This is a genomic window from Hanstruepera ponticola, from assembly GCF_012931685.1.
In the GTDB taxonomy this organism is placed as follows: Bacteria; Bacteroidota; Bacteroidia; order Flavobacteriales; family Flavobacteriaceae; genus Hanstruepera; species Hanstruepera ponticola.
Genome location: NZ_JABANC010000003.1, coordinates 292955 through 306328 on the forward strand (window position 1 = coordinate 292955; position 13374 = coordinate 306328).

Below are 13374 nucleotides of genomic sequence, written 5' to 3' on the forward strand. Positions count from 1 at the left end.
ACCCAATTCACTTCGAGGTTTTTATTTTAAACTCTTTAAAATAAAGTCTAAATTCTTGTTGATATGCTCTTTATTGATATAAGAATCAGTATAATACTTCGAGGTGGATGCCAAGCCTATTTTTTGTAATTTGTTAATGGTATGTAAATATTCTAAAGACACTTTGCCAGTTAGTAATGGATTTAAGTCTTTTCCCTTTTTAGCATAATTATAAACTTTCTTCAAACCTGACAGATATAAATGATCTTTTGTAAAGCCACCACCTCTATGCACACGCAAAGTGATTGCAAAGGCTTTGTCGCGATCTAACTTATATTGACTATACAGCAAATCAAAAGTGTCTGAAAAACTATAGCCTTTTATCAAACTATCTACTGCTATAACACGATATGACAACTCTTTCAATCGTGTTAGTGTCAAACAACCAGACATATATTCAGAATATACCGCTAAACCTTCTTGTGTTTCAACATTATTAGGGAATCCATTTGAGAAAATATGTAATGGCTGATTAATCGCATTGAAAGTTGTAACCAAATGCACACCAATCTCATGATTGGCTAGAACCTGTAACTGGTTTTTACTAAACTTATGATTTTTCCTTAACACTAAAGTTTTAGCATGATTCTGAACCATTGCTGCAGCTGAAATATTTGTTGAAAATTTAATATGGTATTCAAAATCATAACGTTTTGAAAACTCTTCAAAATAGGCTTTAGCATCTTGAGCATTAAAAAGTGGTAGCATATCTTGATCAAAATCACCATCATCAAAGCGCAAAATAAATTTGGCGTTGTCAAGATCTCTCTCTGTTGGTGTTCCAAAACTCTTTAAACTATTGTAATAAAACTTCCTGCTTTGATTAATAGTTTCAATGCATTCAATAAGCCCTGAGTATTCATAAATAATGTCTTCATATAGATTACGAATATCATTGTCTTCAATACGTTCTAATCGCTGTGAAAAGAATAATCTATGAAGTTTATAGCCATTAAATTTTAACTTCGGATAATTAAAATTTGGTTCATAATTAAACTTTGAAGCATAAAACTGTTTCTTTTCATTCTCAATATTAAGCGGGTTGATATAATTGAGTAATTCTATTTTTTTTACCAACCGATTAAGGTTAGAGTCTATATCAAATAAGTCTTGGTATTTATTTATTTGCTTTTCAGAAACCATTTATTTTGAAAATGTTTTATAGAATTCATGTGCATGTTGTGGTAATTCGCTTTTCAGAGCATCTTCTACTGCAGTGACAACCTCTGGATAAATAATCTGCTTATACTCATCACAATACACTTTAGCAATTTCAGTTGCCAAAACTAACGTATTTTTAAAAGTATTAGTTATATATCTTAAGAAATATCCATTACCATAAAATGTATCGTTAATTTTCGCTGTTGACTCAATACCATTAGGCAAAATTATTTGCTCAAGGCTCTGCCTCCAAGATTCAATAATGCTTCCAAATCGATTGTTATCTACATTGCTAGTTCCTAAATTCCAAGTGGGTACTTCCCTATCCCAACGTTGCCAATTATAACTGTGCATGTCATAAACTATACATACACTGTGCTTTTCTTCAATTTTAGAAATTAAAGCATGAACTACTTTATAAAAATTATTATGCTTGTTTAAACTCCTTTGTTTCTTATCTAAATCTAAAGGCTTTTTCCACAATTGCTTTCCCCATGCTGTATCAAATACCGCATCTTCTGGGAAACGATTTAAGTCATATTCAAATCGAGAATCACAACCAGCTATCACTATTGGGTGCGATTGTATCATGTTTTTTGTTTCAGGGTCTTCTTCATACCATCTTTCGTATTCGGTATGTAAACAATTATCCCATAATTCTTTTCGAAACTGATGACCGTCATGAACTGCACCACAAACGTAATGCACATAACTATCAATTTTTATGGTAAAACTATAATCATCTGAAACTGCATGAAAAGTCTCTTCAGCTTCTATTTTTTTAATTATTTGGTCAACTGACAATTTTATCATGCTGCTTCGTTTATAATGCGTTTTAACCAGTTAAACACCACATGTTCCACTTGATCAAATTCGCCATCTGCAAAAAATAACACTTTAATATCTACAAACAGTTGATTTAAATCTGATCTTGAATATTCATGGGTTTCCATACCTTGAATAATTTTTTGGATACATTGATAATCATTATCCGCTTTAAACTCATCATAAACCATTTGGAACGTATTCATATCAACTTTAGATAAAATAACGTTGCGCTCTTTATTTGTTTCAGACAAATTTGAATTTGCCGCATAAAACAAAATGTAAGCTACTAATTCTTTTTTTGACCAATTTTGAACAGCATCCATATCATTATTATTAATTAAACTTCCATATTCAGTCCATGAACCATCATAAACAGACATATTTTTATAACCAGTTAATTCTGCCCCTAGAGCCAACACACAAGCCGTAATACCTGAACCACATGAAAAGACCATGGGTTTATCATCTTCTAAAACTTCTTGAAAAATATCACGAATCTCATTTTCAGATTTCAAACGGCCATTGACTAATAAATTTTGAAACGGTATGTTTTTTGAGTTTGGAATGGTTCCACTACGCAAACCTTCTCGAGGCTCTGGCTCCTGACCCATAAATCTTGCTTGAGAGCGTGCATCAATAACTTGGTGTGTTCTGTTTTTTACTATTTTCTGAACATCATCAAAAAAACACATACAATCTTGATTTTTTTTAGCTGTGAAATTTCCAATTGCTCCTTGATATACTTCTTTTTTACTTAATGGATAAAATGCTTCAATCCATGCAGGTAAACCTCCATCTAAAACTGCCACATTTTCAAAACCAAAAGATTTAAACAACCACCAAGCTCTTGGGCTTGAATAAATACCCTTATCATCATAAATTACAAGGAAGCTATTATTGTTAATACCTAAATTCCTGGCTTCGCTTTCAAATTGATCTTGCGTTGGATACGTTGTTGGAAATGATGCAGCTGTATTGCTAAACTTATTCTTTAAATCAAAAAAACGTGCTTTTGGAATGCATAAATCATTAGTGCTATTTGTATTTTCGGTAACTTTTGGAATAGATGCGTCGAGTATCACTAAATTGGTAGCATCTTTATTTTTATGTAACCATTCAACCGAAACAATAGGCTTATGGAATTTTGTAATTACCATACTTTAATGGGTTAGGCATCTTCAACTGTTTTTCGCAAACGAGAACGTCTGTTAAATGCTTCAAGATTATCGAGCACTTTACTTTCTAGAAAATCAATAACCTTCTCTTCTACCTTAAATTTATTTTTATATACTTTATTGATATATGTAATTCCACCTGGTGACATAACATTTACCTCAACCAATTTCCCACCAATGACGTCAATACCAACAAAATACAATCCATCTTTGACCAATTTAGGACCAATTTGTTTACACAAAGCCTTTTCTGCCTTGGTTAGTGAGTGTTTTTGAACGCTACCTCCAGCTGAAACATTAGAACGATGATCATCGCTTCCAGGCACACGCTTCATAGCACCAACTGGCTCGCCATTTAACATTAAGATACGAACATCGCCTTGATCGGCTCCTTCAATGTAGTCTTGAAGAATAACATAGTTTGATGTACCATCTCCACTATTGATATAAAAATCCAATAGCGAATTAATATTACTCATTGCCGATTTTTCAATTAATATAACACCCGATCCTCCAAATCCATTTAAAGGTTTTAGTATCATTTTATCGGCTTTAGATTCTTTAATTTGCCTAATAAGATAATTCTTGTTTTTAGAAACATGTGTGTTTGGAATAATGTTGCTATGCGCATCACCAAAAGCAGCCGTGTATAATTTATTATTGGCCTCACGCATTCCCTGCAATGAATTAATTATAAAAACATCATCTTTGACAGAATCCAAAAAATTCAGCATTAAAGGATCTAATGGTGGATTTGCTCTAAAAAATATAGCATCAAAACCAGCCAAAGGAAGCATTTCTTCTCGTAAATTGGCTTTATTATAAAATGCTTTTAACGTACTAGGAACTTTATCCATTCTACCTACAACAGTACAAAACGCATTGGTAACACTATCTCGAATAGTTAGGTTTGCAGGAGAGCATAAAGCGACACCATGTTTTCTCTTGACACACTCTCTTATTAAAGCTAGACTTGTATCATTTTCAGGATCAATTTGTTCCCAAGGATACATTAAAAAGCAAATATTCATCTTTCTTATTTTTGGCTAATTATTCTTAAAAATTAAGTTAATAATATTATTTAACTTTATCATAATTGTCATCCCAGTTTTTTGGTTTTGGCTCATGCAATTTATCCAGTGATTTGGCTACTAACATAGAGACTGTCGCATCTCCAGTTACATTCACAACAGTTCTACACATATCCAACGGCCTATCAACAGCAAAAATTAGAGCCAAGCCAATAGGTAATAATTCAGCAGGAAATCCAATGGATTCTAAAACAATTACCAACATAACCATTCCCGCACTTGGCACAGCTGCACTACCTATAGACGCTAACAAGGCTGTTGCAATAATAACCAACTGATTAGTAAAAGTTAAACCTTCGGGCCAAATTACTTGCATAATAAAAACAGCAGCAATACCTTGATACAAGCTGGTGCCATCCATGTTTACAGTCGCTCCAACTGGTAATACAAAACCAGAAACCTCCTTATCTACTCCAATATGTTCTTCAACACGTTCCATAGTTACTGGTAACGTCGCGGCACTAGAACTCGTTGAAAAAGCTAATAATTGTGCAGGTGATATTTTATTTAAAAACCAAAGAGGTGATTTTCCAGTAAATGATTTTATTAAAATCAGATAGAAAACAATCATTAGTGCTAAACCTGCAACGACGCACAATGCATAATTCAATAATTTAAGTAAAATTTCAGTATCATCAAAAGCAATAATCACATTTGCCATCAATGCAAAAACCGCATAAGGAGCAAATAGCATTATTAAATCTACCATTTTCATAACTACCTCATTTAAGGAATTGAAAAACTTAACCAATGGTTTTGCATCTTTTTCTGGTATCAATAACAAACAAATACCAACAAACAGAGCAAAAAAGATAACCTGAAGCATTTGCGCTTCACCTAAAGCTGTAAAAATGTTACTTGGAAATATATCAACTAATGCTTGTAACGGACCTGCATCATGTTGTGCTGATGCCTTTGTTAGTTTATCGGTTACGCCAGCATCATTTTCATACTTTAGTTTTATTTTCTCAATGGTATCTTGAGACATACCTGTTCCAGGCTTTAAGGTATTCACAATTGACAATCCTATGACTATTGCAACAAGAGTAGTTCCTACATAAATCAAGATAGTTCTCAATCCCATAGATTTAATTTTGGAAATATCCTTTAAGTCCGAAATACCTTTGATTAGTGAGGCTAGTATTAATGGTACTGCGATAAGCTTTAATAAATTAATGAATATGGTTCCGAAAGGTGCAATCCAATCAGTTACGAATCCTTTACCGCCATCAACCGAATTCATGATAAATCCAAAGATGACACCTAAAACCATACCTATGATTATTTTCCAGTGTAGTGCTATTTTTTTCATATAACGTCTGCCAATCTCCTAAAGAGAAATTTTATAATTAAAATTTTACAAAAATATTCAGTTGTCAATATAAGTTTTTTTGACCTCGTACAATTAATCAGAAACATAATTTTTTGGATGTTTAATATTATTATGAAATTTCAGATTAAATGGAATTATATAATTAAAATTTAGAAACAACTATTCCTCATCATAAATATCGTCATGATCATCAATTGCTTCCGTATTGGGATCCCTTCTAAATACCTCAATTAAATTAAAAACAATAATACAGAAAACCACCCATACAGCACCTGCAATAAATCCGGCGACAATATCTGATGGGTAATGCACTCCTAAATAGATTCTGCTAACACCAATACTTAATATCAAAAAAGCAAAAATAATCATACCTGTATATTTCAGGAACCTGTTCATTTTCATTTTATAAAAAAGATAGATTACAAACCCATAAAAGGACATAGCAGCCATAGCATGACCACTTGGGTAACTTAAGCTTTCGGCAGTTACCAACTGCTCAATAGTTGGACGTGCTCTGTTAAAAACACGCTTAAGGACTAGGTTTGACAGCGCAGAAATAATCATAACAATTCCTATTTGCAAAATGTATTTCCATTTTTTTAAAACAACTTTAGAAATGATAGCTCCTATAACCGTAACAGCTATATAACCCTCCACATCACCAAGGTCAGTAACAAATTTAAAATAACTGGTAAATGCTGGTGAGCGATAAGATAAAACAAAATCAGTCACGGAATTATCAAAGCCCACTAACTCGTCATCAATTAATGTTTCAGTGAATTCTATAAAAAAGTTTATACCAAAAACAATGAACATCAGTGCCAATAAAACGATAATAAAATAAGGCAATGTCACGTTGTAAACCCGTAATTTATCTCTTAAGGAATCTCTTAATTTTTTGACAAATGTTATTAGAAGTTCGAACATAAAACAAAACTATTTTGAAATCCATGCTAAATTTAATGGCACTTCATAAATTATTTGTGCTCAATCACTGAAAATAAATATGGGAAATGAAATTTTAAGCTCTAACTCTGAATAATAACATACTGGTATCTCAATAAATTTTATTAATCAGATAAAAGTCCGCTAAAACTAATGCTGCCATTGCTTCAACAATAGGCACAGCTCTTGGAACCACACAAGGATCATGACGACCTTTTCCTTGCATTTCAACAATACTACCTGAATTATCCAGTGTGTTTTGCTTTTGAATAATAGTGGCAACAGGCTTAAAAGCCACGCGAAAGTAAATATCCATACCATTACTAATACCACCCTGAATGCCACCTGACAAGTTTGTAGTTGTTGTTCCGTCGTCGTTGAACAAATCATTATGTTCACTACCTTTCATTCTGGCACCACAAAATCCACTACCATATTCAAAACCTTTTACTGCGTTTATTGACAACATGGCCTTTCCTAATTCAGCGTGTAATTTATCAAAAACAGGTTCACCAAGTCCAATCGGAACATTTTGAAGTACACAGGTTACTGTTCCACCTATGGTATCACCTTCCTTTCTGATAGCTTTTATTTTTTCAATCATAGCATGAGCTGTCTCTTTATGAGGGCATCGCACTGCATTACTTTCTATATCAGCAAAGTTTAACGATTGATAAGGTTTTTCTAAAAAAATATCACCTACAGAAGAGGTGTAAGCATTAATTTTTATTTCTGGAATTATTTGTTTTGCTAATGCTCCAGCAACCACACGACACGCTGTCTCACGAGCCGAACTTCGACCTCCTCCTCTATAATCACGAATTCCATATTTCTTTTCGTAAGTAAAATCGGCATGGCTTGGTCTATAAACATCTTTTATATGTGAGTAATCTTTTGACTTTTGATTGGTGTTTTTTATTATGAATCCAATGGATGTTCCTGTAGTAGTTCCTTCAAAGATACCAGATAAAAACTCAACTGTATCAGGTTCTTTTCGCTGTGTTACTATTTCAGACTGGCCAGGTTTACGTCTATTTAATTCCTGTTGAATAGCTTCTAAATCAACTTTTACACCTGAAGGGCAACCATCAATAATCCCTCCAATTGCTTTACCATGTGATTCTCCAAAAGTGGTTAATTTAAAAATGTTACCAAAGCTATTTCCCGCCATATTCAATATTTTACTGCTAAAGTAATTGTAATATTAGAGAAACAAAAATAGAATGCTGTCATCGGTTCTGATTTATAAATAAATCTAGTAACAATTACTTAACAAATTACTCACAAACAATTAATTACAGCGTAATATTAGGGTAATATTTAATGTAGTTATTTGCATTAAATATCCAATAAAACTTGAAGCAAAAAAGGAAAATTGAAATCTCGGTTATTTCAGATGTACATTTAGGAACTTATGGGTGTCAAGCAAAACAGCTTCTCACTTATCTAAACAGTATTAACCCAAAAAAGCTCATTCTAAATGGTGACATCATAGATATTTGGCAGTTTAGTAAACGGTATTTTCCAAAATCTCACCTAAAGGTCATTAAAAAAATTATAGATATGGCATCAGAAGGTGTTGAAGTTATTTACATTACTGGAAACCATGATGATATGTTACGTAAGTTTAGCGGAACGGCTATAGGCAATATAAAAATTGATGATAAACTAGTTCTAAATTTAGATGGAAAGAAAGCATGGTTTTTTCATGGTGACGTGTTTGACGCATCTATACAAAACGCTAGGTGGTTAGCTAAATTAGGTGGCTATGGTTATGATATGCTCATTCTTATTAATCGTTTTATAAATTGGTGTTTAGAATGCATGGGACGTGAAAAATATTCGCTATCACTTCGCATAAAAAATAGTGTTAAGAAAGCTGTGAAATACATAAGTGATTTTGAAGAAGTTGCATCTGATTTAGCCATTGAAAATGGTTATGATTATGTGATTTGTGGTCACATTCATCAACCTAAAATGCTTCTTAAAAAAAATAAAATGGGTGAAACCACCTATTTGAATTCTGGTGATTGGGTTGAAAACTTTACTGCATTAGAATATCAATTTAAACGTTGGAAAATTTACAATTACAATAACGACAAACTTTCAGCTTTTTACGCCGACGAAGATATTAAGGAAATGGAAATGAAAGATTTAATTGCTGCTATTACCATTATTGATCAAAAACAGTAAATCACTACTTTGTTGTTTTAATTATTGTTAGTTGTATTAAATTGTTATTTTTGAGACTGACAAAACTTAAAACAACAACAATGAAAACAATGAAGCAATTATTTCTAATGCTAACAGTTGCCCTTTTTGTGGCATCCTGCTCATCAGATGATGATGGTGGTACTAATCCACCAACAAATCCACCAACCGATAATACTGGAAACTACTTTCCTTTGACAGTTGATGATTATTGGAATTATGACGTTGAATACACTGACAATAATGATTCTAATAATAATTCTAGTTCTTCAGATTTTCTTTATGTAGCTTCTGAAACAAATGGTAGCTTTGATTTGGGTGTCAATACCAATGATATTGCTAATGGTGCAATGAATGGTATTTTGGTGAATGGTACACTAGAACGTACGGAATCAACACTGGTTTTAGATGGTTCTATCTCAATTCCGTTTCCTGGTTTTGAAACCTCAAGCATTGATTTCACCGATATGGTTTTATACGATTTAAATGCAGCAAACAATAGTCAGTTGGCAAGCACCTCTGGAAGTATTGACCAAAATATTGATTTGGGAACAGATGTAATTCCAGTAACTATAAATTATACTGTATCTACAACACAGATTAACAATAACAGTTCTGTTTCTGTTGGAGGAACCAATTATACAGGTGTATCAAAGGCGAGATTTAAGCTTAACTTAAATGTTATTGCAACAATTCTTAATCCAATTACCAACCAACCTCAAAATTTAAATATTCTAGGAAATCAAGATGTAACGGTTGGTACAAATTATTTTGTTGAAAATATAGGTTTAGTAAAATCAGAAACGGCAATAAATTATCAAGTTGATCAAACTACAATAGAATTACTAACATTGTTTGGAATTGATATTCCATTTCCAACTTCTGGTTCGGCTACTAACGTTCAAGAAATGACAGATTACATGGTTGCTGAAGAATAATCATTTAATCAAAGCATCATATAATATTTCGATGGGATGTAACGCTTGGCGTTGTGTCCCATCTTTTATTTGATGCCTGCAACTCGTACCATTAGCCGAAATAACTACTTCGGAGTCAGCTTTTCTAATTGCTGGAAACAAAGTCTGATTACCAATTGTCATGCTAACATCGTAATGTTCTTTTTCGTACCCAAAACTACCTGCCATACCACAACATCCGCTTGGTATAATAGTGACTTTATAATTCTTTGGTAAATTTAAAACATCAAAACTTGACTTTTGATTACCCAGGGCTTTTTGATGACAATGACCATGAAATTTAATGGTTTTTGATTCAGAAGTAAATTGTTCAGGATTAATATTCCCCGTTGCAATTTCACTTTGAAGGAACTCTTCTATTAAATAAGTATGACTGGCTATTGATTTTGCAGCACCTGTGTCATTTGCCAATTTTAAATATTCGTCTTTAAATGTCAAAATTGCTGAAGGTTCAATACCAATTAATGGTGTTTCTTTTGATATTAAATCTTTATAAAGCGCTACGTTTTCATTAGCAACTTGTTGTGCCTGTTTTAAAAATCCTTTTGATAAAAATGCCCTACCAGACTCTTTGTTTGGCAATATGTTAACCTTGTAATTTAAACCTCCCAACAGCATAATTGCATCCTTACCTATTTTAGTGTCCAAATAATTAGTAAACTCATCAATAAAAAAATATATCTCTTTAGTATATTTAGACTTAACTATCTGTTTATTATTGTTTTTAATCCATTTAAATAAACTAACACTTGAAATATTAGGTAAGCTTCTTTTTGGTGCTATGCCTAATCCTTTTTTAATGAGAGATGAAAAAAATACGTTCGAAAACATCAAGTTGCTGATGCCAGAAAATCGACTTCCAATATTGTTAAATTTATTATTGTAGGCAAATACTTTTGTGCGCAAATTTGAACCATTTATACTTTGGTACTGATATTCAAACTCTGCCTTTAAAGCGGCTACGTTAACACTACTAGGGCATTCACTAGAACACGCCTTACAACTTAAACAAAGGTCAAATACATCTTTGAGTTCTTCGTGATTAAACTTATTAACCTTATCAGATTGGGTTAAAAACTCCCTTAAAGCATTAGCTCTAGCGCGAGTAGTGTCTTTTTCATTTCGAGTGGCACGATAACTCGGACACATAGTGCCACCAAATTCTGGAAGTTTTCTGCAATCACCAGATCCGTTACATTTTTCAGCTTCACGTAAAATACCCAATGAATCTGAAAAGTCTAACAACGTGTTTATTTCAGGTTCTACCCTATCCGGTTGATAACGTAAGGATTTATCCATTGAAAATGCATCAACAATTTTCCCAGGATTAAAAATATTATTTGGATCGAAAACTTGCTTTATTTGCTTAACTATTTTGTAATTGTTTTCTCCAATCATCATCGGAATAAACTCCGCACGTACAATACCATCGCCATGTTCACCACTCATTGAGCCTCCATACTTTTTGACTAAATGTGCCACATCAGTGGTTATTTTGCGAAATAGTACAACATCTTCTTTCTTTTTTAAATTTAAAATAGGCCGCAAATGTAACTCTCCAGCTCCAGCATGAGCATAATACACTGCTTTTTGTTTATAACCATTCATAATAGCTGTAAAATCCCTGATATAATTACTTAAATCTGAAATTAGCACAGCTGTATCTTCAATACATGGTGCCGTTTTTTTGTCACCAACTATATTGCCTAATAAGCCCAAACCAGCCTTCCTTAATTCTATAGCCTTATTGATGTCTTCGCCTACTAATAGTGGATTGGCATAACTCAAACCACCAGAGTTTAATGTATCTAACAAACTATAGGCTTTTCTGGTTACAACTTCTATGCTATTATCACGCACTTCACACATTAAAATCGCTTCAGGATCACCAGTTACAAATTGTCTATTAACCTCTTGTGTTTTATTATGTTTGGTTAGATCTAAAATGGTCTTATCCATCATTTCACATGTGTATAAGTCATGCTTCATAACACTCTCAACTGCATTTAAACAGTTTTCAATACTATTGAAATGAGCCGCAATCATGACAGTGTTTGCTGGTGGTAATACATCTAATTTTAAGGTTATTTCTGTTGTAAATGCCAGAGTACCTTCGCTACCTGACAACAACTTACATAAGTTTAGCGGTATGTCTGAATTAGAAAATGGTTCAGTTTTTATTACTTCATCAATAGCATAACCCGTATTGCGTCTATGGATTTCTTTTTTTGGAAACTGATTTCTAATCTCATCCTGAACACTTCTGTTTTTTAATTCTTGATTCAAAACACGATATATCCTTCCTTCCAGATTATCTGAATTTATTTTTTTCTCAAACTCTAATTTAGAAATGTCAGAAAAAATTACTTCACTCCCATCGGACAATAATGTTTTCAAGGCCAATACCTTATCACGTGTCACACCATATTTGATGGATGTGGTTCCTGACGAGTTGTTTCCTACCATACCACCTATCATACAACGGTTTGAAGTAGATGTATTAGGACCAAAAAACAAGCCGTAAGGCTCTAAAAAATTATTAAGTTCATCTCGAATTACACCTGGCTGAACAGTAATGGTCATATCCTTTACATTAAAATCTACAATCGCATTAAAGTGTTTAGAAACATCTACCACAATACCTTTACCCACACATTGCCCTGCTAAAGAAGTTCCTGCAGCCCGAGGTATTAAAGATGTTTTATGATTATTAGCAAAATCAATAAGCACTTTCAAATCATTATCACTCTTTGGAATAGCTACTGCCAAAGGCAACATTCTATAAACTGATGCATCTGTCGCATAGAGAGTTTTCATCAAATCATCATAATGAAGTTCACCTTCCAACAATTGATTAAGTTTCTTTAAGTATGTTATTTCCATATTTGGTTGATAGATACCTAGGTATAGATAAAGCTAAAAATAATATTATTAAAGTTATTAACCTTCAAGTATATTCAATTAATTTGCCTTAATAAAAATCTAACAATAACCCAAATTACGTATATAACATGAAATCAAAAAACTATAGAACTATGAAGAAAATAATCTTATCTGTAATTACCTTGTTCGGCTTTATTACTATGGCAAATGCTCAAGAAATAAGTAAAAATGCTATTGGTCTTCGCTTGGGAGATAGCGACGGATTTGGAGCTGAAATATCGTATCAACGTGCAATTGGACAAAACAACAATCGGTTGGAGTTTGACTTTGGCTGGCGAGATGGCAAAAACTATGATGGCATTAAACTTATAGGGCTTTATCAGTGGGTTTGGAACATAGACGGTGGCTTTAATTGGTATGCTGGTCCAGGTGTTGGTTTTGCAGCGTTTAGACATAAATATGAAAGATATGTTCCTGGACAGAACGATTATTATTATGAAGAAAACAGAGATGCTTTTCCTATAGTGACTGGGACAATTGGTATTGAATATAGCTTTGATTTTCCGCTATTATTATCTCTAGACTTTAGACCTGAATTAGGTTTTGGAGATGATTTATATGACAATAATGATTTAGATTTTGACGTGGGATTAGGTGTAAGATATCAATTCTAAAAAAAACCTTATTAGAATAAGTAAACCACCAATTTCATGGTGGTTTTTTTCTATATT

11 protein-coding genes are annotated in these 13374 nt (G+C 32.8%); 3 read left to right on the forward strand and 8 right to left on the reverse strand.

From position 1 onward, the window contains the following. Window positions 1–21: 21 nt before the first annotated feature. The 7 genes from HGK31_RS10140 to aroC form a co-directional block, all read right to left on the reverse strand. Entirely contained in the window at window positions 22–1182 is a 1161-nt protein-coding gene (locus HGK31_RS10140) for a flavohemoglobin expression-modulating QEGLA motif protein (protein ID WP_191859641.1), read from the reverse strand. Continuing rightward, on the reverse strand, window positions 1183–2013 hold the full coding sequence (locus HGK31_RS10145) for an N-formylglutamate amidohydrolase (RefSeq protein WP_191859642.1): 831 nt from the start codon (window positions 2011–2013) through the stop codon (window positions 1183–1185). Further along, window positions 2010–3185: a sulfurtransferase gene (locus tag HGK31_RS10150; RefSeq protein WP_191859643.1), complete on the reverse strand. Its 1176-nt coding sequence runs from the start codon at window positions 3183–3185 to the stop codon at window positions 2010–2012. Before HGK31_RS10150 ends, HGK31_RS10145 begins: the two co-directional genes overlap by 4 nt. A gap of 11 nt (window positions 3186–3196) precedes the next feature. Next, entirely contained in the window at window positions 3197–4234 is a 1038-nt protein-coding gene (gene gshB / locus HGK31_RS10155) for a glutathione synthase (RefSeq protein ID WP_191859644.1), read from the reverse strand. 46 nt (window positions 4235–4280) lie between these two features. Continuing rightward, on the reverse strand, window positions 4281–5606 hold the full coding sequence (locus HGK31_RS10160; RefSeq protein ID WP_191859645.1) for a dicarboxylate/amino acid:cation symporter: 1326 nt from the start codon (window positions 5604–5606) through the stop codon (window positions 4281–4283). A 180-nt stretch (window positions 5607–5786) separates the two neighbouring features. Continuing rightward, window positions 5787–6554 (reverse strand): phosphatase PAP2 family protein, encoded by a 768-nt coding sequence (locus HGK31_RS10165; RefSeq protein WP_191859646.1) that lies wholly within the window; start codon window positions 6552–6554, stop codon window positions 5787–5789. Between the two features lie 130 nt (window positions 6555–6684). Beyond that, on the reverse strand, window positions 6685–7743 hold the full coding sequence (aroC, locus tag HGK31_RS10170) for a chorismate synthase (protein ID WP_191859647.1): 1059 nt from the start codon (window positions 7741–7743) through the stop codon (window positions 6685–6687). A gap of 185 nt (window positions 7744–7928) precedes the next feature. On the opposite strand from aroC, the gene HGK31_RS10175 reads away from it, so the two are divergent. Both HGK31_RS10175 and HGK31_RS10180 read left to right on the forward strand, forming a co-directional pair. Beyond that, complete coding sequence (locus tag HGK31_RS10175; RefSeq protein WP_191859648.1) at window positions 7929–8765, forward strand: UDP-2,3-diacylglucosamine diphosphatase; 837 nt, start codon at window positions 7929–7931, stop codon at window positions 8763–8765. 89 nt (window positions 8766–8854) lie between these two features. After that, the gene (locus HGK31_RS10180) at window positions 8855–9721 is read left to right on the forward strand and encodes a hypothetical protein (protein ID WP_191859649.1); all 867 of its coding nucleotides are present in this window, start codon (window positions 8855–8857) and stop codon (window positions 9719–9721) included. On the opposite strand, the gene HGK31_RS10185 is transcribed toward HGK31_RS10180, so the two are convergent. After that, window positions 9722–12643, reverse strand: a complete 2922-nt coding sequence (locus tag HGK31_RS10185) for an FAD-binding and (Fe-S)-binding domain-containing protein (protein WP_191859650.1) — start codon at window positions 12641–12643, stop codon at window positions 9722–9724. A 152-nt stretch (window positions 12644–12795) separates the two neighbouring features. On the opposite strand from HGK31_RS10185, the gene HGK31_RS10190 reads away from it, so the two are divergent. Continuing rightward, window positions 12796–13317: a hypothetical protein gene (locus HGK31_RS10190; RefSeq protein ID WP_191859651.1), complete on the forward strand. Its 522-nt coding sequence runs from the start codon at window positions 12796–12798 to the stop codon at window positions 13315–13317. Window positions 13318–13374 lie beyond the last annotated feature (57 nt).

Excerpts from the sequence above, each read along its gene's own strand:
- gshB (WP_191859644.1), bottom strand. The coding sequence starts at position 4,234 with ATGAATATTTGCTTTTTAATGTATCCTTGGGAACAAATTGATCCTGAA.
- HGK31_RS10160 (WP_191859645.1), bottom strand. The coding sequence starts at position 5,606 with ATGAAAAAAATAGCACTACACTGGAAAATAATCATAGGTATGGTTTTA.
- aroC (WP_191859647.1), bottom strand. The coding sequence starts at position 7,743 with ATGGCGGGAAATAGCTTTGGTAACATTTTTAAATTAACCACTTTTGGA.
- HGK31_RS10140 (WP_191859641.1), bottom strand. The coding sequence starts at position 1,182 with ATGGTTTCTGAAAAGCAAATAAATAAATACCAAGACTTATTTGATATA.
- HGK31_RS10150 (WP_191859643.1), bottom strand. The coding sequence starts at position 3,185 with ATGGTAATTACAAAATTCCATAAGCCTATTGTTTCGGTTGAATGGTTA.
- HGK31_RS10165 (WP_191859646.1), bottom strand. The coding sequence starts at position 6,554 with ATGTTCGAACTTCTAATAACATTTGTCAAAAAATTAAGAGATTCCTTA.
- HGK31_RS10180 (WP_191859649.1), top strand. The coding sequence starts at position 8,855 with ATGAAGCAATTATTTCTAATGCTAACAGTTGCCCTTTTTGTGGCATCC.
- HGK31_RS10185 (WP_191859650.1), bottom strand. The coding sequence starts at position 12,643 with ATGGAAATAACATACTTAAAGAAACTTAATCAATTGTTGGAAGGTGAA.
- HGK31_RS10190 (WP_191859651.1), top strand. The coding sequence starts at position 12,796 with ATGAAGAAAATAATCTTATCTGTAATTACCTTGTTCGGCTTTATTACT.
- HGK31_RS10145 (WP_191859642.1), bottom strand. The coding sequence starts at position 2,013 with ATGATAAAATTGTCAGTTGACCAAATAATTAAAAAAATAGAAGCTGAA.